19 protein-coding genes are annotated in these 23,196 nt (G+C 44.0%); 1 reads left to right on the plus strand and 18 read right to left on the minus strand.

What is annotated here, in order from left to right; genetic code table 11:
• Positions 1-169 precede the first annotated feature (169 nt).
• The 7 genes from tig to rpsO form a co-directional block, all read right to left on the minus strand.
• A complete protein-coding gene (tig, locus tag RXV91_RS04555) occupies positions 170-1,492 on the minus strand; it encodes a trigger factor (protein WP_316438840.1) in 1,323 nt (440 codons plus the stop codon).
• Positions 1,493-1,694: 202 nt separating this feature from the next.
• Positions 1,695-2,882, minus strand: a complete 1,188-nt coding sequence (gene tuf, locus RXV91_RS04560) for an elongation factor Tu (protein ID WP_316438841.1) — start codon at positions 2,880-2,882, stop codon at positions 1,695-1,697.
• Positions 2,883-3,099: 217 nt separating this feature from the next.
• Positions 3,100-4,011, minus strand: a complete 912-nt coding sequence (locus RXV91_RS04565; protein ID WP_316438842.1) for a hypothetical protein — start codon at positions 4,009-4,011, stop codon at positions 3,100-3,102.
• Positions 4,012-4,073: 62 nt separating this feature from the next.
• Complete coding sequence (locus RXV91_RS04570; RefSeq protein ID WP_316438843.1) at positions 4,074-5,798, minus strand: ribonuclease J; 1,725 nt, start codon at positions 5,796-5,798, stop codon at positions 4,074-4,076.
• Between the two features lie 19 nt (positions 5,799-5,817).
• Complete coding sequence (gene dapA / locus RXV91_RS04575; RefSeq protein ID WP_316438844.1) at positions 5,818-6,690, minus strand: 4-hydroxy-tetrahydrodipicolinate synthase; 873 nt, start codon at positions 6,688-6,690, stop codon at positions 5,818-5,820.
• A gap of 118 nt (positions 6,691-6,808) precedes the next feature.
• Positions 6,809-8,011, minus strand: a complete 1,203-nt coding sequence (locus RXV91_RS04580; protein ID WP_316438845.1) for an MFS transporter — start codon at positions 8,009-8,011, stop codon at positions 6,809-6,811.
• A gap of 136 nt (positions 8,012-8,147) precedes the next feature.
• On the minus strand, positions 8,148-8,417 hold the full coding sequence (rpsO, locus tag RXV91_RS04585; RefSeq protein ID WP_003639022.1) for a 30S ribosomal protein S15: 270 nt from the start codon (positions 8,415-8,417) through the stop codon (positions 8,148-8,150).
• A 227-nt stretch (positions 8,418-8,644) separates the two neighbouring features.
• Here rpsO and rpsT point away from each other — a divergent pair, with 227 nt between their 5' ends.
• Positions 8,645-8,899, plus strand: a complete 255-nt coding sequence (rpsT, locus tag RXV91_RS04590; protein ID WP_003645660.1) for a 30S ribosomal protein S20 — start codon at positions 8,645-8,647, stop codon at positions 8,897-8,899.
• A gap of 263 nt (positions 8,900-9,162) precedes the next feature.
• Here rpsT and holA read toward each other — a convergent pair whose 3' ends face one another.
• The 11 genes from holA to RXV91_RS04645 all read right to left on the minus strand — a co-directional run bounded on the left by holA (position 9,163) and on the right by RXV91_RS04645 (position 23,168).
• Complete coding sequence (gene holA / locus RXV91_RS04595; protein ID WP_316438846.1) at positions 9,163-10,218, minus strand: DNA polymerase III subunit delta; 1,056 nt, start codon at positions 10,216-10,218, stop codon at positions 9,163-9,165.
• Positions 10,169-12,460 (minus strand): DNA internalization-related competence protein ComEC/Rec2, encoded by a 2,292-nt coding sequence (locus tag RXV91_RS04600; RefSeq protein WP_316438847.1) that lies wholly within the window; start codon positions 12,458-12,460, stop codon positions 10,169-10,171. The genes holA and RXV91_RS04600 overlap by 50 nt, the downstream gene beginning before the upstream one ends.
• On the minus strand, positions 12,461-12,946 hold the full coding sequence (locus RXV91_RS04605; protein WP_316438849.1) for a ComE operon protein 2: 486 nt from the start codon (positions 12,944-12,946) through the stop codon (positions 12,461-12,463). It abuts the gene before it with no gap.
• A 54-nt stretch (positions 12,947-13,000) separates the two neighbouring features.
• Positions 13,001-13,717: a helix-hairpin-helix domain-containing protein gene (locus RXV91_RS04610; RefSeq protein ID WP_316438851.1), complete on the minus strand. Its 717-nt coding sequence runs from the start codon at positions 13,715-13,717 to the stop codon at positions 13,001-13,003.
• A 100-nt stretch (positions 13,718-13,817) separates the two neighbouring features.
• Entirely contained in the window at positions 13,818-14,867 is a 1,050-nt protein-coding gene (locus RXV91_RS04615; protein ID WP_316438852.1) for a SepM family pheromone-processing serine protease, read from the minus strand.
• Positions 14,860-15,351 carry a pantetheine-phosphate adenylyltransferase gene (coaD, locus tag RXV91_RS04620; RefSeq protein ID WP_316438853.1) on the minus strand — a complete coding sequence of 164 codons (492 nt, stop codon included), beginning with the start codon at positions 15,349-15,351 and terminating at the stop codon, positions 14,860-14,862. The genes RXV91_RS04615 and coaD overlap by 8 nt, the downstream gene beginning before the upstream one ends.
• Positions 15,352-15,354: 3 nt before the next feature.
• Positions 15,355-15,918: a 16S rRNA (guanine(966)-N(2))-methyltransferase RsmD gene (gene rsmD / locus RXV91_RS04625; protein ID WP_316438854.1), complete on the minus strand. Its 564-nt coding sequence runs from the start codon at positions 15,916-15,918 to the stop codon at positions 15,355-15,357.
• A gap of 15 nt (positions 15,919-15,933) precedes the next feature.
• Positions 15,934-16,236: a YlbG family protein gene (locus RXV91_RS04630; RefSeq protein WP_021732075.1), complete on the minus strand. Its 303-nt coding sequence runs from the start codon at positions 16,234-16,236 to the stop codon at positions 15,934-15,936.
• A 174-nt stretch (positions 16,237-16,410) separates the two neighbouring features.
• Complete coding sequence (locus RXV91_RS04635) at positions 16,411-19,842, minus strand: pyruvate carboxylase (RefSeq protein ID WP_316438855.1); 3,432 nt, start codon at positions 19,840-19,842, stop codon at positions 16,411-16,413.
• Positions 19,843-19,872: 30 nt separating this feature from the next.
• Positions 19,873-21,039: an FtsW/RodA/SpoVE family cell cycle protein gene (locus RXV91_RS04640; protein WP_316438856.1), complete on the minus strand. Its 1,167-nt coding sequence runs from the start codon at positions 21,037-21,039 to the stop codon at positions 19,873-19,875.
• A 539-nt stretch (positions 21,040-21,578) separates the two neighbouring features.
• Positions 21,579-23,168, minus strand: coding sequence for a TIGR03766 family XrtG-associated glycosyltransferase (locus RXV91_RS04645; RefSeq protein ID WP_316438857.1), 1,590 nt, complete (start codon positions 23,166-23,168; stop codon positions 21,579-21,581).
• Positions 23,169-23,196 lie beyond the last annotated feature (28 nt).

Consider the following 23,196-nt stretch of genomic DNA (forward strand, 5'->3'; position numbering starts at 1 on the left):
AACCCAAATCCGAAATTATTTGTTCAATTGTGTCGCTGAAACCGAATAATCAGCAAACTAACTGGCGACAATCGTCTGTCCTTAGTTAATTGATCCTTTGATTAGCTGCCACTATGTAAAAAAGGTTATGCCAGAATTAATCTGCCATAACCTTTAACTTGCTTACTAATTAATCCTTGTCGCTGTCATCTTTTTTGTCGTCTGCTTTAGCATTTTGCTTAGCGGAATCAGCAATTAAGTCAACGGCTTGGCGAATTGCAATGTCATGTGACAACATGTCATCAGTTAAAGCACCACGAACAGCGCTTTCTTCCATGTTGTATTGACTAGCCAAATCCTTAACTTCAGCAGCAATTTCATCCTTAGATGGTTTGATGTTTTCAGCTTCAACAACCGCTTCTAAGACTAAGTTAGTTTTAACCCGACGTTCAGCATCAGCAGCAAATTGCTTGTGCAAGTCGTCTTCAGTCGTCCCGGTTAACTTGTAATAAGTCTTAGGATCGATCCCTTGTTGTTGCATATTAGCCAAGTATTGGTCCATTTGACGATGAATATCGTCTTCCTTCATGGCATCAGGAATTGCTTGAATTTCAGCATTGTCGACAGCTTGATTTAAAGCTTCATCTTCAATGGCATCATGAGCAGCAGATTCCTTTTGTTCTTTAAGCTCATCCTTGATCTTAGCTTTTAACTCTTCAAGTGTATCAACGTCTTCGTCAACATCCTTGGCAAATTCATCGTCCAATTCAGGGAGTTCCTTAGTCTTAACTTCGTGAACTGTAACCTTGAAAGTAGCTTCTTTATCTTGTAAGTCTTCGGCTTGGTAATCCTTAGGGAAGGTCACCTTAACTTCAGTTTCGTCACCAGCTTTAACACCAACTAATTGGTCTTCAAAGCCAGGAATGAATGAGTTAGAACCTAATTCGAGTGAATAGTTTTCAGATTCGCCGCCTTCAAAGGATTCGCCATCAACGAATCCTTTAAAGTCGATAACCACCGTGTCACCGTTAGCGGCAGGTTGGTCTTCCTTCAAAACTAATTCAGCCTGTTTTTCACGCCGTGATTCTAATTCAGCGTCAACGTCCTTAGCATAGACCCGCGTGTTTTGACGCGTAACACTAAGTTCTTTGTATTGACCAAGCTTAACTTCTGGTTTAACCGTAACAACGGCTTTTAAAACCCACGGCTTACCTTTTTCCATGCTGTCAACATCAATTTGAGGTTGATCAACTGGTTCAATTTCAGTTTCCTTGATTGCTTCTTCATATGCCTCTGGGAGCACGATGTTTAAAGCATCTTGATAAAGGGCTTCTTCACCGTACATTTGATTGAAGATTTGACGTGGAACCTTACCCTTACGGAAACCAGGAACGTTTAAGTTCTTTTTAGTCCGTTGGAAGGCCTTATCAATACCTTCACTAATTTTGTCAGCACCAATTTCGAATGTTAATTCGCCTTGGTTGCCTTCTTTCTTTTCCCACTTTGCAGCCATTGTATTCCCTCCGAAACATTATAATTTCTACAATTCTAGTCAATTGCATACTTGTTAAGTTTAACCTATCGTCCCCGTAAAGTAAACCGAATTGGTTAAAAAAGCGCGTAAGCACGCCATTGATTGTTAATTTCTTAAAAAAAAGCGACTTGGAAGAAGACTTCCAAGTCGCTTAGATCAATCAATGAAAATCAGTTAGAGATTAGTCATCAATTTCTGAAACAACACCGGCACCGACAGTATGACCACCTTCACGAACCGTGAACTTGGTACCCTTTTCGATGGCAGCTGGTTGAATCAATTCAACAGTGAACGTTACGTTGTCACCAGGCATAACCATTTCAACGCCGTCTGGCAATTCAATAACACCAGTGATATCAGTGGTGTGGAAGTAGAATTGTGGACGATAGTTTGAGAAGAATGGCGTATGACGGCCACCTTCTTCTTTGCTCAAGATATAAACTTCACCCTTGAACTTCTTATGCGTCTGGATCGAACCTGGCTTAGCTAAAACTTGGCCACGAACAACTTGTTCACGGTTAACACCACGCAATAACGCACCAACGTTGTCACCGGCTTCACCTAAGTCAAGCGTCTTACGGAACATTTCAAGACCCGTAACAGTTGACTTCAGAACATCTTCGTGTAAACCAACGATTTCAACTTCATCGCCGACTTTAACAGTCCCACGGTCAATACGACCAGAAGCAACAGTCCCACGACCAGTGATTGAGAAGACGTCTTCAACAGGCATCAAGAATGGCTTTTCAGTATCACGAACTGGAGTTGGGATGTATTCATCAACAACATCCATTAAGTGCATAATAACCTTTTCTTGTTCTGGGTCGCCTTCAAGAGCTTTAAGCGCTGAACCACGGACAACAGGAATATCGTCACCAGGAAAATCGTATTCTGAAAGTAATTCACGTACTTCCATTTCAACCAAGTCAACTAATTCGTCATCGTCAACAAGATCAGTCTTGTTTAAGAAGACAACGATATAGTCAACACCAACTTGGCGAGCCAAGAGGATGTGTTCACGCGTTTGTGGCATAGGACCATCAGTTGCGGCAACAACTAAGATCGCACCGTCCATTTGAGCGGCACCAGTGATCATGTTCTTAACGTAGTCAGCATGTCCTGGGGCATCGATATGAGCGTAATGACGCTTTTCAGTTTCGTATTCAACGTGGGCAGTGTTGATAGTAATACCACGTTCACGTTCTTCCGGAGCAGCATCGATAGAAGCAAAGTCTTGTTCTTTAGCCAAGCCTTTAGATGCTAATACCTTAGTGATTGCAGCGGTCAAAGTAGTCTTCCCATGGTCAACGTGGCCAATAGTACCAATGTTTACATGGGGTTTTGTTCTTTCATAATGTTCTTTTGCCATTAATGAAACCTCCTGTGATTTTCGCAAGAATAGTGCCGAGGCCAAAATGGTCTCAACAATTCTTTAGTTAGTATTATACTACATCCTAGTGAAAAGGCCAAATCGCGCACCCATCACTGAGAATCCTTAAATATTATATATAGCCTAATCTGATTTGTAAACAGATATTATTCAAAAAATTGATTTTTTGTTAGGAAATTCTTATTAAACACGCTTACTACTGCAAATCAAGACTAAATTGCTGAATTTTTTGTTGAATTTTCATCATTTTTTCTATTTTATCTCCCATGACGGTCACCGCCCGTCCCGTCTGTTGCCAGATTAAAACATCGATCCACGCCGCTGGATCAGTAATAACTGCTTGGGCTTGCGGATATAAATACATTAATTGCAATTGTAAAAGTTCCCGTAAGTTTTCATACAGAAAAACATCTTGATTGCCGAGGCGCGCTTTCAAAACTCGATAAACCGCCATGCTGGCCTCATCCTGACCAAATGCTGATAGTTTCGCTGGGCACAATGTTAGCATTTCATCGTTGAGTAGCCATTGCATCTTAACCATTTCTGGCACGCGTAAATTATATAGCGTATAAAGAACCTCAACCCGCGTTAAAGGGTGCAAAAATGGATCCACTAATAGAAATTTAGCGGCCGTTAAGTAACGTTGGTACGTCAAATGATGGGCTGCTTGTAAACTATCGGCATGCTGCCGCGTCGGCTGATCGGATAGATGATAGAAATGCCGCATCGTTGTCGTTAAAGTCGTTGCAACCGTCTGTTCAGCATTAGTCTCCGCTGCATCTAGGGTTGCAAGCATCGTTTTTGTCCAACCACTTGATTTACGGGCCATGATCACGATGCGAGCCATAATGAAATCATGATTCGCAATGAGCGCCGTTATATAGAGTTCCGCAGCCCCATCGGTTGCTAAATACTGTGATTCAAATTCACTAGCATAACTAGCAGCGGCCACGTATTGTTGATCCGCGACCAATGCTTGTACCAAATGATAATTGATTGATGCCGTTTGTTGAGTTTGATAAACCTGCTCCCACAAACTGGCTGCCTGAGACCACTCCTGAGCTTGGCTGGCTTGCTCGGCTGCTAATTGTGTTTCAGATACCGTCACTTGATTTCGCCCCTCTTCATTGCTACTAAAAAAGTCGGAAGCAACTTCCGACTTTTTTATGATTAAGCTTTGGCGTCACTTTCAGCTGGTGTGGCTGGTTTAGCCTTCTTAGTCCGACGATGGTGCTGATTAACTTCCATAATAACTGGTAAGATAACTGGATGCCGCTTTGTTTGATCCCATAAATAATGGTTCAACTTTTCACGCACCGCTTGTTTGAGGTGGCCCCAATCAAACTCTTTGTTATCCAGATTTTCCTGCACCGTTGTTTTAACTAACTCAGCGCTTTCCTGCATTAAGTCTTTACTCGTCTTGACATACACAAAACCACGCGAGGTAATCTTGGGTGTCGCGATAATCTTCTTCTTCTTCCGATCAATCGTGACAACCGCCACAAAAATACCGTCTTCTGACAAGATTTTACGATCACGTAAGACAATGTTACCGATATCACCAACACCGATACCGTCAATCATCGTATCACCAACTTCAACGGAGCCGGCTAAATGCATGGTATCCCCATCATAAAGTAATTGGTCCCCTTTAGCTGCGATCAAGACATGGTCATCTGGAATCCCAACTTCGCGGGCAAAGTCAGCATGTGCATCCAACAGTCGGTATTCGCCTTGAATGGGAATAAAGTACTGTGGCTTCATCATGTTGATCATTAATTGTAAGTCCCGTTTGGCGGCATGGCCCGACGAATTCATTTCATCCGCAATTGCTTTAACATCCGCGTCAGCGCGATAGATCATATCACGTGTCTTCGCGACCACGGTTTCCATCGAATGCGATGGTGTCGTCGTAATAAAGACCAAGTCACCCTTTTCGATATTGACCTTGCTCTCCTGCTTATTCGCCATCCGCTGTAGCGCTTTGATGGGTTCACCCATTCGTCCCGTCTGCAAGATAACCACTTGTTCAGGCTTAAGCTTGTCAATTGACTGAAGCGGAACAACAACATTTTCAGGCATGTGTAGCTTGCCCAAATCAATAGCCGTCTTCACGATACTCTCGACATCACCAGGCATCAAGGCAACTTTTCGATCCGATTTCGAGGCGGCATCCAGAACCTGCTGGATGCGCAAAATATTAGAAGCTACTGATGCCACAATAATCCGCCCAGGATGATACTTAAAAGTCTCTAGAACGCAAGCCGCAATTTCACGCTCACTTACAGGCTGCTCGTAGTTTTCAGCATTGGCTGAATCGCTAAGCAGTGCCAAGACACCTTTCGAGCCAATTTCTGCTAAGCGTGCAAAGTCAGTCTGGTAGTCACCCGCCGCAGTGGGATCAAACTTAAAGTCACCCGTATAGACGACTTCACCAGCATTCGTTTGTAACACGATCCCCATTGAGTCAGGAATTGAATGTGTCGTCCGGAAAAATGAAACCGTCACTGAACCAAAATCAATTTCAGTCTTCTCGTTAATCACGTGAAAATCATTAAATTTTTTAGCCTTGGGATCCTTCTGCAATTGAATCTTAGCAAGTTCAATCGTCAATTCTGAGCCGAATACGGGCACGTTAAACTCATTTAAAAAGTATGGTAACGCACCAATAGCGTCAGCATGGCCGTGAGTTAAGAAGACGCCGACGATTCGATCAGCATTTTCCCGCAAATAACTGAAATCTGGAATCACAATATCAATTCCTAATAATTCGTTTTCCGGGTACTTTAGTCCACAATCTAAAATATAAATATCGCCATCGACTTCGACAGCATACATGTTTTTACCGTTTTCACGGACCCCGCCAAACGGGGTAATTTGAATTTTACTACTCAATTATTTCACCTTGATTCTTCTAAATGTTTAATGTTTGAAAAAGTTGTGTTGTCTGCTCAGTACTTAGCGGCAAAATCGGCAAACGTGGATTACCAACAGGTTGCCCTAAATGATTCAATGCCGCCTTGACGGGCGATGGTGATGGTGCGCTGAATAGTGCGCTCATCTTCGGCGTTAAATCGCGTTGATACTTTGCCGCCATCGCAATATCGCCTTGATCAATGGCGCTGAACATCGCCGTCATTTCGTCACCATAAATATGACTAGCCACTGAAATAACACCAGCACCACCAATTTCCTTAGCAGCTAAGCTTTGTGTGTCTTCACCCGTGTAAACCAAAAAGTCAGCTGGTGCATTCTCAACAATGGCGCCAAATTCTTCCATCGTTGCACACTGCTTGATGCCAATTATATTCGGATGCTGCGCTAGCGTTAATACCGTTGACACATCCATTTTCACAACGACCCGGCCTGGAATATTATAGATAATTATCGGTAAGCCACCCTGATCAGCAACCGCCGTAAAGTGCGCAATCATCCCAGCTTGGTCCGGCTTGTTGTAATAAGGAACAACCACTAAGGCTGCCTCTATCCCCTTGATCTGACTAACCTTCTTGGTAAACGCAATCGTGGCAGCAGTACTATTAGAACCAGTTCCAGCAACGATTGGAACCCGACCATCAACGATGTCAGCGGCTTTCTTCAATAAAGTTAACTTTTCATCTTCTGTTAACGTCGGTGCTTCACCAGTGGTGCCACCCACCAAAATTCCTTGTGTACCATGTGCTAATAAATGTTCAATCAAACTCGCTAACCGCTTTTCATCCAATTGTTGGTGATCATCGAAAGGGGTCACCATTGCGGTCATTAAATCAACGTTTGCAAAGTTCATGATCTAAAAACTCCTCTATTAAAATTTACAAGTACCAGCGTACCTGTTCCGATTAAGTAACTCTCCCCAGTTTACCACATTTTAAAGTAAAGCAATAGTTAGACCATTCTTAGACAATTTAATGAGCGCGTTGATGCCTAAAATAAATCAACCATAAACCTAGCGCCATAAGCTGTAAGCCAGCAGTGACTAAAAAGATGGGTTGATACCCCCACCAGTTGGCAACTAGTACGGCCAAGCCTGGGCCGACGACGTTACCACACGCTTGTGCTGACTGGTTCAAACTGAAAACACGACTAAAAGCAGCGTGCGGAACGTGTTCAACGGTCATCACTTGAAGCGCCGGTAATAGTGCCGCATCCGCAATACCGAGTAGTAACCGTAGAACGACCAGCTGAGCCACATGGTGAACCATACTGGTTAATAGTAAGTCAACGATTGCTAACGTCAAAAAAATAAGCAGACAACGATTCGTACCTAACCGATCTAAAATACGGCCAACCTGATTAGCCATTAGAATGGTAGCGATACCCGGTGCAGCAGCTACTACCCCGGTCATCCAAACGATTGTTTGTGTCGATGCTTGGGGAGCCAAGTCCCCAACTAATGAACTTAACAGTGGCGTCACCGCGTTTGTCGTTGCTTGCACAACTAACAACGATGTTAATAAAGCAATGACAAAGTTTCCACCTAATTGTTGTAAAACTGGCCGTAATGGTATTAGTGACGCCCGACTAACGGGCGTCACTGTCTCCTGCACACCCCACCATGTCATGACAAATACTAGGGCCATCAAGCCGCTGGTTACCATAAAAGCTCCCCGGTAACCTACTGTATTAGCAAGAACACTGCCTAATAACGGTCCCATCAATGTGCCACTAATACTGCCCGTCACTAACCTACTTAACCACTGTCCACGCCGTTCAGCCGGTGCTGTAACTGAGATCAGCGCATTGGCGTTATTGATATAGCCCGAAAAGGCCCCCTGAGCCGCTCGCAAAATTAACAGCACCGCTACGTTAGGGGCCAAGCCTACCCCTAAGATCGTCAATGTCATCATGCCAGCTGCGCGTAGACACATCAATTTACGTCCCTTTTGATCAGCTAACTGCCCCCACAATGGTGCGACCAGCGCTTTACAAGCATAAGTAATCGCAAAAGCACCCGCACCTAAAAAATTCAACTGATTCGTAGTGTAGTCTCCCAAAGTCTGAATATATAACACAATAAATGGTAACGTCATCGCATTACCCAAATCTGTAATCAAACTGCCAAACCATAGAACCCGAAAATTACGGGTCAACATTACCGTCGCCTCCATGAAATCCCCTCAATCACTTTTGAATAAGAAAAAGTATACCGAACGGTTGTTTGGGATTGATAAAGTTTATGTATTGTTTCTGTAATTTTTCGAACAAAAAAAGAACCACCCGTAGGCAGTTCTCATAATCTTAATATTAACGACGAAGACCAAGACTTTGGATTAAGTCACGGTAACGGTTAACGTCTTCTTTACGAAGGTAAGCTAACAAGTTACGACGGTGACCAATTTTCTTCATCAACCCACGTTGTGAATGAAAATCCTTCTTGTGAACCCGTAAATGTTCGTTTAATTCGTTGATGTCTTCCGTTAAAACTGCAACTTGGACTTCAACAGAACCAGTATCGCCTTCGTGACGAGCATACTTGTTAATAAGCTCCGTCTTCTTTTCGCGTGAAATTGCCATGTGTTTCAACCACCTTTCAAATAATTGCCCTAAACTGAGTAAATCGTTGGTGGTGCACGAAAAACTAAGTAAAGGGTTGCTGAACACTTGATATAGTCTAGCAAACTAAGGACTAAAAAGCAAGTTTGAATACATATCAAGATAAATTACTTTACACATAACGGTTGCATTCAGGCCAGGGCTTATGTATAATAGCATTTGTTGAAAAAATGATGGAGGTGAATCTGATGCCAATTATCAAATCCGCTATTGAACGCGTGAAAACAAACAATAAAGCAAACGTCCGTAACACCGCCCAAATGAGTGCGATGCGGACTGCTGTTAAAAAATTTGAAGCTGCTAAAACTGCTGGTGCCGACAACGTCGACGATTTATACTTAGCAGCAACTAGCGCAGTTGACAAGGCTGCTTCTAAAGGTCTTATCAAGCGCAACAAAGCTGCCCGTGACAAGTCACGAATGGCCGCACGTTACGCTAAATAAGCTAATTTTACGCCCGAGCATTGCGACGGCGTTTTTTTGTACCTTCAGCCAAATAAAAGATAGACTGCCAAGATTTAAAAAATCTTGGCAGTCTATCTTTTTAAGGTAACCGCTATCGCCTACATCCATCTTGATAACAACCTTGCTAAAGTTTAACGATTAAACTTCAACCAGGCATCTGTCAGAAATCCTAGTACATTGCCTCATCAATCCAGTGTGAGAATTAGCGCTCACTAGTAAAGACTCAGCCGTCGCTCGCAAATCTAGGCATGGGGTCCAGCCATCGCTCGCCGCTCATTAACAAATTGAACCATGAACAATTCAAAAAGCAATTCGGGATCGCGCTGAGTCGTTTTCATCTGTACTTCTGTTTGTAATAATCCCAAGTAAGCTGCTCGTAATGCGGCCTGATCAAAGTGGCGGACCGTCTGCATCGCCAACTTGACCCGATATGGATGCACTTTGAGTGTACTAGCTAAACTGCCCTGACTGTAACCGGCCCGGGCCATAATTTTAACTTGTAATAATAAGCGAAACTGTCCCAATAAAATGGCATTGATTTTTAACGGTGCTTCCTGAGCCGCCACGAGCTCGTGATACAGTTCAACAGCTGGTTGTGTCCGATATCGTAACACGTCGTTGACCAAATCAAAGACATTCTGTGTCAACGACTTAGTGACTAAGGATTGAACCGCCGCCAAATCAATTTGTTGGGACTGCGCCGCATAAATCATTAGCTTAGGCAATTGCCCCATAATCAATCCCAACTGTCCATCCGTTCGATTAACCAATTCTTGTAGTGCGTCAGCATCAATTCGAATCTGCTTTTCGTCCAGAGCTGCCTGTACATAACGTTGCGTTTCAACCTCAGACACTTGATTGATTTCAATCATTGTCGCTTGCTTTTTCAAAGTTTTAACAAGTTTTTTGCGCGCATCCAACTTCTCATAAGGTGCCATGAGCACCAAAATAGTCGTGGGCTCTGGTTGTTCAAAATAATGCTGTAGCGATTCTAAATCGTGATCAACTTTGGTCTTTTTATTCTCACCCGTTAAAAAATACGGATGATTAATAAAAACCAAGCGCCGATCACCAAAAAACGGCGCTGACATTGCATCATCCAAAGCAACGGCTACCGGTGTCGTTTCCATGTCATAACTGCCGACGTTCATCGTTTGTTCTTCACTTGGAATTTGTTGCATCAACGCTTGTTTGAGCTGATCGGCTAGGTAGTCAACCGTTCCCAAAATAACATAGATCGATGCTAATTCACCTTTGCGAATCGATTTTAACGCTTGTTGTGCGTTGATGACGATCACCCTCCTTTAAAAATGTTTGCCAACGGCCCGGCCGATGATTAAAAAAGCGATACGTAATCATTCCTTGTAAAGCCGTTGAATAAGTCTCTATATGTTGAGCTGTTAATGTCGTCAAGGTTTCCTGATTGGGATGACCATAACGATTATGGCGTCCCACCGATAACACACCACGTTGGACGCCCAATTGTCGCAATGCCAGTGGATCAGACGCCGTTTTACTACCATGGTGGCCTAACTTGAGCACGTCCACGCGCAGTTGGGGATAGCGGGCGACGATTGCCCGTTCCCCTGCCCGGTCAAGATCACCGGTAAACATAAAACGCTGCTGTCCATAAACACCCGTCAGCACTAACGAATCTTCATTCTCAGCACGCCCAGGTTTAAACGGATGGACAGCCACTAAACCATCCGCAAATGTTTGGCCAGCGAGGGCCTCAACCACTTTCGGCCGCTTTTGAGCTGGTAGCAACAATTTCTGAAACTTAGCTAAATGTGCCATCCCCGCTGGAACTACCACCTGCTTAACTGGCATCAGTCGTAATAGCTCGCCCAAATCACCGATATGATCAACATCCTTGTGTGACAAATAAACTGTATCTAAGTGTCTGATCCCTAGACGATGTAAATAATTGACTGTAATGGTTTCAACACGTGATTTAGGAGTTAGGCCATCATCTTGCCAGCGTGGCCGTGGAAAATGCAATTGTCCACCGGTATCAATCAAACTGACCTGACGATTAAACGGTTGGCGAATCAAAATCGAGTCGCCTTGGCCAACATCGATAAATTGAACAGTGCCATGCAGTGGGAAGCGCATACTGATACCAAAACATGTATATGCTAATAATAATCCCCAACAATACCGACGTTTTGGTGTTCGTAATAGCCATAAACTCAGCAAACTGAGCCCCCACGCCCACAGCGCATTCGGTTGACCAATGACCAGTAATCCCGGCCAATGACTGACCCAATCAAGCCAATTCTGAAAGCTCACCAAAACCCACTCACACATACTGGTGACTAATGGGAATACTAAGCCCACGCTAGCTCCAATGACGGTTACTGGTAGCAATACCCAACTAAAAATCGGCGCCACTATTAAGTTAACCACTAGTGACCACAGGTGCCACTGGGCAGTTGCCACCAATAACACCGGTAAACTAATAACTTGAACCCAGACGGCTAGTCGCCACGTGGGCAAGCCCGGCATTAAGATGAGCAATAACGCCAGACCATAACTGAGCTGACCACCTAACTGACTCAATACTAAGGGATTATGGACGATTCCGATTATCAGTGCCATACTCCAACCACTCAACGAACCACTCGATTGCCGTGTCAGCAGTTGCCAAACAATCGGCAAGGCCGCCGTCACCACTGCTCGTTGTAAGCTATCGGCACCACCACCCAGCACAAGGTATGCTGGTAAAAGCCCTAGCAACCAGCAGTCAATGGCTTGGTGACTTAAATGTAACCGCAGCAACAGCCATTGTAAAAATGCAACCAATAAAATAACGTGCATCCCCGACAAACTAAATAGATGCAACAACCCCAGCTGTTGTACTGCACCCATGGTCGCCTGAAAATCCGCCGGCCGCATCCCCACTAATAAGCTGGTTGCATAGCGACTGAGCGTCGGTGGGAGCCGCTGACACGTCTGAAAAAACATTTGTCGCCAACGATGTAATTGGTCAAGCAGTCGTCCCCAACCACGCCGCGGTGCCGTCCTAACTTGCTTGACAGCCGTTACAGTGAGTTGGCGTGCAATCCCTTGACTACGATAATATTTGGGCGCGTCAAACTGACCTGGATTCGTTGGTGGTGCAATCGCATCAAGTTTGCCTTGCACCCGCCACATCGTTCGTCGAGCAATCTGGCTCAATTGTTGTTTTTCAGTCGCTCGTTTCAATTGGCCCTTGACTAATAATTTACCCACCGGACTCGTAGCAACCATCTGATACTGACTACCACGTAGCGTAATTGCATCCGGTTGAACCGTCAAATTAATCGTTACCATCTGACTGGGCTGCCGAACCAAGTTTGTAAAACGTTGGTTTTGCCAACTCAACCAACCGACCATGGGCACTAAACAGAGTATCGTCACCAGTAAGCAATGACGATCTCGTAATCGCACGACTCGCCATAACCAGATGAATAATAATCCAGCCGCAAGCCATTGTTGGTCAACTAACCAACTACTAAGTAAACCGCACGCAATTGCGGCAAAAAACAGTGCTCGCAACTAGTCACGGTCTAATAAGATTTGATCAAGATTCAACTTATCTAAGTCTGATTGATCAAGCTTAACTTGTTGCAACGCCACGTGTTTCCGTTCAATCAAGGACATCGCATAAGCATCATTATGATAATTACGTAAATAATGAATTTTCTGAATTCCAGCTTGTAACAGCATCTTCGTACATTGCAAACAAGGAAAGTCAGTGACATAGATCTCAGCACCAGCTGTCGCTACCCCAAACTTGGCACATTGCAAAATCGCATTCATTTCCGCATGAATCGTCCGCACACAGTGCCCATCAACCAAATAGCAGCCTTCATCAATGCAATGCACGTCACCAGATACTGAGCCATTGTAGCCGCCCGCAATAATTCGTTTGTCGCGGACGATCGTCGCGCCGACCGAAAGTCGTTCACACGTGCTCCGACTAGCCAGTAAGACCGCCTGCATCATAAAATATTGATCCCATGGAATTCGTTGATCTCTCATTACTTTATGCCTCACTTTCAATGACAGTAGTATACCAAATTGTTTGCTTTGAAACTAGACGGTCAGTTGGTCTTTATACTTCGCCACTGTTTTTTCACCAAAGCCACTAACATTTTTCAAATCATCGATCGTCTTAAAATTACCATGTTGCTGGCGATAATCAATAATTTTTTCCGCTTTCTTTTGCCCAATCCCACTTAATTTTTGTAAAGCAGCCACATCCGCAGTATTAAGATTAACCTTATCCGTCGACGAATGAGCACCCCCAGACACTTCCAAATTAGAACTAGATGATGGCGTCACCGGTGGTTTGACCACAGTTAAAGGCTGTTCACCCTTAACTGGTACGTAAATAACTTGTTGGTCAGTGACTTTAGCAGCCAAGTTAACTTGCTGAGCATCGGCTTGTGGCTGCATGCCTTGCGCCAACTGAATGACATCTGCCACCCGCATACTTGCTGTAATTTGATACAACCCCGGCTTATTAACTGCCCCCTTAACATCCACATACCCTGGTAAATCATTGCCTGCCTGACTGCCAGCCGGATTCACTGGTACTGTTCCCGTTGCCGACGTACTAGTGGCCGTTGTTGAACGCGCACTTGTCCTATCGCCTACTGATTCTGAACTAGCCAGGAACTCATTGGGAACAGCTGATTGCGGTTGTCTAAGCTGACTAAGGGCCCACCCCGTTATCAAAATAATGATAAGCGCACTACCAATTCCAACGATACGCCAATGTGCTTTAAGTAATTTGATCCAAGTCATCATTTATTTTCACCCCTTCGACTCATAGTTACGAAGAAGGCGTCTCAGACCATGAAAAAAGTTTGGGTTTTATCCCAAACTTTTTTCTAACTTGAACCCAATTTTAATTCGGATGGGTCTGCAAATAATGAACCGCCTGTTTAAAAGACGTCACCGGAATGACTTTCATGTTCGGTGCGTACTTTTTAGCGGTCGCTTTGGCTAACTGATAATTAGTTTGCCCTTTTTCTTCAACGGCTAACAACGCTTTGGTTGGCTTGACATACGGTGCAAAGAAAATCGTTGCGCCCGCGCGTTTTGCGGCAATCACTTTCTTATCAATCCCGCCAATTTCACCAACTTGACCATTTTGATCAATGGTTCCGGTACCAGCAATCTTACGTCCATGCCGTAAGTTCTGATTGGTTAATTGTTGGTAAATTTGCAAGCTAAACATCAATCCGGCTGAAGGCCCGCCAATTTGGCCGGGATCAACCTTAACCGGGATAGTCGTTGTAACTTTGATATTATCGGTCAACCCAATCCCGATGCCAGCACGGTCGGTGCTCAACTTGACCAAGGGCGCGGTGGCCTGCTTAGTATCGCCATTACGCCGATACGTAATCGTTACCCGGTGGCCCACACCCTGCCGACCAATATAGTGTTGATAAGCACTCGCCGTATTGAAATGGTGTCCATCAACTTTTGTAATGGTATCACCAACTTTTAATTGGTGCTTAAACTTCGAATTAGGCTGGACGGTTAAAACATAAATTCCTTGATAAGTCTTATGATAAGCTTTATGGGCGGCCGAATACGCCGTCGCAATCGCCTCATTGATCGCACTACGCATATAAAACTTTTGAACGCGATTATAGGTCGCGTCATCCTGACCGCCCGTCATCTCCTGCGCACTAACCACATCATAATGAGGATTCAATTGTGCATATAACCACAGTATAGGTGTCGCCGGCGCTTCTGCCACCGAAGTCAACATAAATCTGCCACGGTGACGATCTGGATGACGTTTAACGGTGACAAACGATTTTAAGTTATCCGCACTTCCCGGGCCTTCAATATAGTACGGTAACGGTACCAAAAAAAGGGCCAGAACCACCAGTACGACGACTAGTAAACCCCAATACCGGCTTAACAGCTGTCGTACTTTAGTCATTTTGATCATTTCCTAAACGTTGATGTAGTTTTTGTGCCACCGCGGTTGGGACATACTTCGAAACATCCGCCCCCATCTTAGCGACTTCCTTAATTAAACTAGACGAAAAGTAAGCATACGGCGGTCGAGCAATCAAACAAATCGTTTCGATCGTCTCATCTAGCGACTTATTCATCCACGCGATGTCACGTTCATAACCAAAATCTTGCTCATTACGCAACCCACGCACTAACACGGTGGCGTGGACGCTCACCATAAAATCAACGGTCAATCCCGTCGCTGCTTGCACTTCAACATTGGGTAGCTCCGCGACTTCATCACTGATCATCGCTACCTTTTCAGCCATCGTAAACAAGGGTTGCTTACTCGTATTGACCATCACAGCGACAATCAGGTGGTCAACAAACCGACTAGCACGCTGGATCATATCTAAATGTCCACGCGTAATCGGATCAAAACTTCCTGGAAAAACTGCTGTCACCATAACTTACCCAACCTCCGTTACTTTTTGGTAAATGGTAATAACTGTAATACCATAATCTTGTTGCCGAACCAATTCAAAACCTGACAATGTCACCGGCAAGTTCGCATTGGCATCAGTTTCACAGACAATTCGACAACCCGAATTCAGTAATCCCAATGTATTACAACGTTGAATATCCTTAACAATTTGCTGTTTAGCATACGGCGGATCTAAGAATACCCAATCAAAGCGTTCATGTTGAGTTGCTAACCGGTCTAAAACTCGTGCAGCATCCCCCTTAATGACTTCAAAACGGTCGGGTGCTTTCGTGACAGCAATATTATCCTTAATTGTCTTGATAGCTTGGTACTGCCGATCAATCAAGACTGCCCGGGCCACTCCCCGTGAAACGGCTTCAATACTCAAACCGCCACTACCCGCAAACAAATCTAGGGACTGTCCGCCATCAAAGTAGGGCCCAATAATATTAAAAACAGCTTCTTTTACTTTATCTGTCGTTGGCCGGGTTTGCATTCCTGGTACGGCTTTTAACCGCCGGCCACCAAAGTCTCCTGCTACAATTCGCATCTCATCTTCACCAACTTAATCCTCATCATCGTCATCCGGTGCTCCGGTCGTGGTCGGTTTAAAGAACCCTTGATCCACGCGTTCACCAAAGTTCATAGCAACGTCCGGTCGGTATGACGGTTCAACCTTACGAACAAAATTTAATTTTTTGATTTTAGTGGTTGCCGCTGGAATCTGATTTTCATCCATGTACAAGACCACATAATGTTCCTTGCGTGATTGGTATTGAATTAACCCAAACCGCTTTAATTGGCGCACCTGCTTCATCGAATGCATATAGACGATGAGCGACCGGCGCGGTTTAACTGTAAAATCCATCGAACCTCCCCCCTTCTACTAGCGTTGTTGTTTAAATGTTAGGCTAGATTCCGTATTTCGTCAACTAAGTTCTTTAGTTCCATGTTGAATTTCAGCATTTCGCTAGCCTGTTAGACGACCTAAATCAAAAAATCACTAGTAGCCGGAGCCACTAGTGATCCACTTAAAGCACGGTTATTGTGGTGCAATTTCTAATAATAAATCGTCTGTCTGAATCACATCACCCGCATTGACATAGATGTGTTCAATGACGCCGGCTTCTGGTGCTTGAATCGTCGTCTCCATCTTCATCGCTTCAGTCACGAGTAATGGTTCGCCCTTCTTAACGGTCTGGCCTTTCTTAACCAATAACTTCAGAACGGACCCGCTCATCGTTGCACCAATTTCATTCTCGTTAGTTGGCTCCGCTTTGCGTGTGCTCGTTGCCGACTGATGAATCGCATTATCCTTGACCATAATTTCTTGGTTCTGACCATTGATACTAAAGTAAAGTGTCCGAACCCCATCAACATCGGGATCGCTAATTTGGTTGAGCTTAACAATCATGGTCTTGCCCTTCGCCAATTCAATATTGACGGTTTCACCCAGCCGCATTCCTTGGAAGAAGGTTGGTGTGTCTAATAAGGAGACATGGCCATACCGTTTGTGACTGGCATTGTAATCCATGAAGACTTTTGGATACAGGATGTAGCTCAAAACCTCCTGATGATTGGCTTCATGGCCAAGCTTAGCTGACAATTCTGCTTTCACGGCGGCAAAGTCAGCCGGTTTAGCTAAACTACCTGGTCGAACAGTCAGCGCTGGATGATCCTTCAAAATAATTTTTTGCAATTTCTTTGGAAAACCACCAACTGGTTGTCCAATATTACCAGCAAAGAAGTTGATCACTGAAGCTGGAAAATCAAGCTTAGTACCATGATCATAAACATCCGCTGGCGTCAATTGATTTTCCATCATGAACAAGGCCATATCACCCACAACCTTCGAACTCGGGGTCACTTTGATGATATCACCGAACATATCATTGACCGTCGCATACATCGCCTTGACCTCTTCCCAACGGTCACCAAGACCAACCGCTTTGGCTTGTTGTTGCAAGTTAGAATATTGACCACCAGGCATTTGCGTCTGATAGATATCCGTTTGCGGCCCAGTCATCCCATTTGAAAAGTCTTGATAATATGGTCGGACACCTTGCCAGTAACGATTAATAGCTTCGACATTATTAATATTAACGTCTGGTTGACGATCATTGTGCGCTAACGCGTAGTATAACGAACTCATTGAGGGCTGGCTCGTTGTTCCTGACAGTGAACTGGCTGCAACGTCGACCACGTCAACACCAGCTTCCACGGCCCGCGCATAGGTAAAAATACCATTACCAGTCGTATCATGCGTATGCAGATGGACTGGAACCGTCAACGCTGCTTTCAACGTTGCCACTAATTCGTATGCGGCTTCTGGTTTCAATACCCCCGCCATATCTTTAATAGCAATAATATCAGCACCAGTTGATTGCAAATCTAAAGCCAGCTGCCGGTAATAATCGAGATTATACTTCTGTCGATCAGGATCCATAATATCCCCAGTATAACAAATCGTCGCTTCAGCAATCTTGCCCGTCTCCTTGACGGCTTGAATACTCTTTTCCATCTGTGGAATCCAATTCAAGCTGTCAAAAATACGGAAGACATCAATCCCACTCTTAGCAGCTTCTAAGATGAATTCCCGAATCACATTATCGGGATAGTTTTGATAACCAACCGCATTCGACCCACGGAATAACATTTGGAAGAGTGTCCGGGGCATCGCCTGCCGAAGTTCTTTTAACCGGTTCCACGGATTTTCATTCAAGAACCGATAGGCTACATCAAATGTTGCTCCGCCCCACATCTCATATGAAAACAGTTGTGGCAATGCCTTTTGTGACGCAGCAGCAACGGCCAGCATATCCTTCGTCCGCATTCGGGTTGCAAACAAGCTTTGATGTGCATCACGCATCGTCGTATCCGTTAATAACACTTGCTTTTGTGCTAGTAACCACTGCCGCAAGCCCTGAACACCCTGGTTGTCCAAGATGTCTTTGGCCGTCACAATTTCAGGTGCGATCGGCTGGAAATCATCTTTGAATTCAACGTCAGGGTAGTATTTTTTGGCGTGCTGAACAACATCGGCAAAGCCGTTGACAGTCACGTTCCCAATATACTTCAACATTTTATCTTCACGTTGCGTGTCATCAGGGAATTTGAAGAGCGTGGGCGTTTGATCGATAAAGCGTGTCCCAGCTTCACCAGCTCGAAAAGTTGGGTTGTCGATCACATTCAACATGAATGGGATGTTCGTCTTGACACCACGAATGTCGAATTCAACTAAGACCCGTCGCATCTTATGAACAGCCGCCTTGAAATTACGGGCCGCCACACAGGCCTTGACTAACAATGAGTCAAAATATGGAGTTACAATGGCCCCCGAATAAGTATTACCGGCATCCAAACGAACACCATTCCCACCTGGTGACCGGTACGTCTCAATCCGTCCAGTATCCGGCATAAAATCATTAGCCGGATCTTCAGTCGTGATTCGGCACTGAATTGCCGCACCCTTATATGTCAAGGCGTCTTGGTGTGGCAAATGCAAGTCTTCGAACAGATCGCCACCCATCGCAATTTTCAGTTGAGCGTGCACGATGTCAATTTCAGTAATCATTTCCGTAACCGTATGCTCCACTTGAACTCGTGGGTTGACCTCCATGAAATAAAATTGATCCCCTTCAACCAAGAATTCAACCGTTGCCGCGTTTAGATAGTGGACACTCTTCATCAAATCAACCGCTGCATTGCAAATCTTAGTCCGTAATTCAACCGGAAGTGCTACGGCCGGCGCAAATTCAATCACTTTTTGATTACGACGCTGAACAGAACAATCCCGCTCAAACAGATGCATCACGTTACCGTGCGCATCCGCTAAAATTTGAACTTCAATGTGCTTGGGGTTCGCAATGAACTTTTCTAAGTAGATTTCATCGTCGCCGAAGGACTGCATGGCTTCCGAACGGGCTCGGTCAAAAGCTTCTTGTAATTCTGAAGCTTCATGCACGATCCGCATCCCACGACCACCACCACCCATAGCAGCTTTGATCATAATTGGATAACCGTACTTTTGGGTAAACTGCAAGGCCTCATTCAGGCTAGTCACCGGATGCAAAGTACTTGGAATCGTCTGAACGCCAGCATCACGTGCCACTCGCTTGGCCGTGATTTTATCCCCAAACATCTCGAGATGTTCCGGCTTAGGGCCAACAAACGTCATCCCTTCTTCAGCAATCCGGCGTGCAAAAGTCGCGTTTTCAGATAAAAAGCCATAACCAGGGTGAATCGCATCAACTTGATTTTCTTTAGCAATGCGAATAATATCCTCAATATCAAGGTAAGCCGCAATTGGCGCCTTACCTTCCCCAACTAGATACGCTTCATCAGCTTTGAAACGGTGAACTGAAAACTCATCTTCTTTGGCGTAAATCGCAACAGTCTGCAAGCCTAATTCATGACAAGCACGGATAACCCGCGTTGCAATTTCACCACGGTTAGCAATTAATACTTTCTTCACCAAAATCCCTCATTTCCAAATAAAATCGTTTTAGCCTGCCTGTCGAACACTATTGAGTCGGGCCATCTTTTCCAACGCACTAATGTTTAAGACCAGTCCTAATGAGAGCGTCAGTACCATCATACTGGAACCGCCGTAACTCATGAACGGAAAGGTGACCCCCGTAATCGGAATCAGGCCGATAATCCCACCAACATTGACAAATGCTTGAATAGTCAAGTAGGCTGCAACACCATAGCATACCAATGCGTTGAACGTATTAGTCGCGCGAACACCAATGTATATGATACGCACCACCATCACTAATAGTAAGCCCATCACTAACATAATTCCGATCAAGCCCAGTTCTTCCGCCGTGATTGACATAATGAAATCAGTGTTCGGTTCAGGTAAGTACCCCCGTTTTTGCAAACTGTTTCCGATGCCAACACCCGTTAAACCACCATTTGAAATCGCATAATAAGAATTGACGAGCTGGGTTCCTGCCCCTGAAGCCGTTTTAAACGGATTAAGGAAGCCAAGAAAACGCCGTAACTGATAGGAGTTTGCAAAAGCACTTTGGGGTAAGCGACTTACTAGCGGTACCATGATCCATTCAAATGCCCCTACTGCCCCTGCGAAGACCCCAACACCCACAAAATATGAGATCCCACTTGCAAATAAAATAACTGCCGCAATCGCTAAATTAATCGTCGCACCACCAAGATCAGGCTGGACGAAAATCAATAAAATCATTGCAAACAACATCACAAACTGAGCACCCAATTCACGCATCCGAGCAACCCCAAAGTGCGACTCACGTTGGGCAATAATCGATGCCAAGTAAATGATTAAATAAAACTTACAAAATTCAGCCGGTTGAATCGAGACAGGTCCCAAAATAATCCAGCCTGCCGCCCCATTAATTGATTTACCAACTAGCCGAAGAATCACCAATACAAACAACATTACAAACCCTAAGATACCGAGTAACTTAGTCTGCTTAAAGTAGTCAATTTTCAAGTTCATACAAACCAAGGCGATGACTAGCCCTACAACGACCCAAATCAGCTGTTTAATTAAATAACCGGTGGGTGTCAAGCCATTTTGTGCGGCTACGTATGAACTCGATGAATAGACCATGACAACGCCGATCCCGCTAAGAATTAAATACGGGATAAACAGCACATAGTCCATATAGTGTAACTTTTTCCACATGAGCTTAAATCCCACCCTAATTAGTATCTCAGTTCAGTGTTATTCCCCACAACAACCCGAACCACTTGCTTGCAACAATTATAGCATAAGTCGAATTTAACACAGCATTTTCACATATTTATTTGTTGATTTTTAATCATGTTATGACGACTGATTTGATAACGGTTCTACTCGGTACGGTCCTTATTTTTAATCTATAGTCGCTTTTAAGCGATCGTAAACCAGTAGAATTATATCCCCTCAATAATGTTCACATTCCTTGCAAGCGGCTCAAATACCAACTTATACCAATCACATGCTTTAACACCTATAAATTAATTCTTTGTTATCAAAAACTGTTTTCAGCTAATCCGCTGAAAACAGTTTTAATTAAACACATTACTAACAAATACGCTTCGAAGACCTTTTCGACTGCCAAACATTCAAAGCTAACCGCCTTTAATCTTATAGATCAACACACGATATAGTGATTGTTGCCAAAAGCAACTTAGCCGGTACAGCGCATAACTATGGTATCTATTGATCCAGTCTAACGGTAATCACCCGTCTTTATCCGCTGCAGTAGCCAATTTTAATTTATCCTGATACCATTTAACTACTCGTTGCACATTCGCAATGGCACCATCAAAAGAGAACGCCCCTAATAGTAGTATACATGGCAAATATTGAATTAAATAACGGCTCCGACCACCTTCAAATAATAATAGAAAGATAAAGCCACCAACCATTGACAAACGTAATACTTGGATCACCCACGACTTAGTTCCAAATCCTAGCATAATAATCGTCAGTAACGTAATCCACCACAGTTGTGCGATGAAACGAAAGTCAGCAATGTGCCGACCATATAAATAAACAAAATTTTTGAGTTTGTTACTAAAGCCATGATTATTTGGCTGCTGATTATCATGGAAAAAGCCACCCTCTTTTAACCAACCAAACGTCCCATCAGCTGTATTATTACGCTGCTTCTTCACCAGGAACTTCAAATAGCCCACTGGCCTTAATTGATGCAATCGTCGTTTAAGCATTTTTATAGAATAAGCCGTCTTCTGTTGTTTAGTCGGTAACGCTGCCATCCGTAATGCTTGCTTAGCGTTATAACCACCATCGCCATAAACACCCATTGCCATAAAATGAACGGCTGGAATCGAACGCGTCTTATCAATCTGAATATAGTCCTGGTTTTGTACTACATTATTGACATAACGATAAGTAAAACCCGCACTCCCAACCATTAGAATCAGCATAGCAACGGTAATAAAAATTGTTTTAGAATGTAATGACCGTCGACTACTCATTCTGATTAAACTCTCAATAATAACGATTGCAATGACCGGAATAATTGACGAAGGCTTAACAAAGTATGTGATCATGACACTAATCCCAAAAACAACTGCGGCACTAATTCGCAATAATGGCGGTAGATCAATACGCCGCATCACAAAATAACAGAGTAAAAATAACGAAACTAATGGTAGTCCCCAAGAATCAGTATAGGGCATAATAATACTGGGGAACACCGCTAACCAGGCCGCATGAATATATAACGCAATCCCAAGTGACTGGCGACGAACAACAAAGACACTTAATAAATTAAAACATGCGGATAGATCCACAAAAAATAGCGTCACGTAATCGAAAAACAGCCACGAAGTCTGCCCAGTTAATTTTACTAACCAATGCATAAACAGCATTACCGGCAGATTATTTTGGTTCAGACTATAATACGCCGTCACTTCTACTTCTTGAACATGATGGGCATTCGTTGCCGCATAGTGCAACATTCCCGCATCAAAACCAGCGGGCGGGTGAACGAATGCCACAAACACGATTTGACCAATCACAACTAGGCCCAACAGGAATCCCGCTGTCCTAAGTTGATTGGTAATCAAAACATGATACAAGCCATGCCGAAATTGAGGATGCGCATAGATCATAATTAAAATAGCGGTCATAACAATGACTATGCTGGTCGATAGCAAGGTTGTACTTGTTCCAAACGTCTTGTTATCGCCTAAAATAATATTTGGCGATGTGATTGCAAAAAAAAACATCAATCCAAACAATAACCACCAAATAACGGTAATTATTGATTGACTAAACTGATAGAAATAATGTCTCATCATTAATATTACTTTCGTTGAAAACACGTCA

Origin of the sequence: Lactiplantibacillus sp. DA1 (assembly GCF_032681335.1) — a bacterium.
Lineage (GTDB): Bacteria > Bacillota > Bacilli > Lactobacillales > Lactobacillaceae > Lactiplantibacillus.

Coding starts and splice junctions, on each gene's coding strand:
- tig (WP_316438840.1), bottom strand. CDS start 1,492: ATGGCTGCAAAGTGGGAAAAGAAAGAAGGCAACCAAGGCGAATTAACA.
- tuf (WP_316438841.1), bottom strand. CDS start 2,882: ATGGCAAAAGAACATTATGAAAGAACAAAACCCCATGTAAACATTGGT.
- dapA (WP_316438844.1), bottom strand. CDS start 6,690: ATGAACTTTGCAAACGTTGATTTAATGACCGCAATGGTGACCCCTTTC.
- RXV91_RS04580 (WP_316438845.1), bottom strand. CDS start 8,011: ATGGAGGCGACGGTAATGTTGACCCGTAATTTTCGGGTTCTATGGTTT.
- rpsO (WP_003639022.1), bottom strand. CDS start 8,417: ATGGCAATTTCACGCGAAAAGAAGACGGAGCTTATTAACAAGTATGCT.
- rpsT (WP_003645660.1), top strand. CDS start 8,645: ATGCCAATTATCAAATCCGCTATTGAACGCGTGAAAACAAACAATAAA.
- RXV91_RS04605 (WP_316438849.1), bottom strand. CDS start 12,946: ATGAGAGATCAACGAATTCCATGGGATCAATATTTTATGATGCAGGCG.
- RXV91_RS04610 (WP_316438851.1), bottom strand. CDS start 13,717: ATGATGACTTGGATCAAATTACTTAAAGCACATTGGCGTATCGTTGGA.
- RXV91_RS04615 (WP_316438852.1), bottom strand. CDS start 14,867: ATGACTAAAGTACGACAGCTGTTAAGCCGGTATTGGGGTTTACTAGTC.
- coaD (WP_316438853.1), bottom strand. CDS start 15,351: ATGGTGACAGCAGTTTTTCCAGGAAGTTTTGATCCGATTACGCGTGGA.
- rsmD (WP_316438854.1), bottom strand. CDS start 15,918: ATGCGAATTGTAGCAGGAGACTTTGGTGGCCGGCGGTTAAAAGCCGTA.
- RXV91_RS04630 (WP_021732075.1), bottom strand. CDS start 16,236: ATGGATTTTACAGTTAAACCGCGCCGGTCGCTCATCGTCTATATGCAT.
- RXV91_RS04640 (WP_316438856.1), bottom strand. CDS start 21,039: ATGTGGAAAAAGTTACACTATATGGACTATGTGCTGTTTATCCCGTAT.
- RXV91_RS04645 (WP_316438857.1), bottom strand. CDS start 23,168: ATGATGAGACATTATTTCTATCAGTTTAGTCAATCAATAATTACCGTT.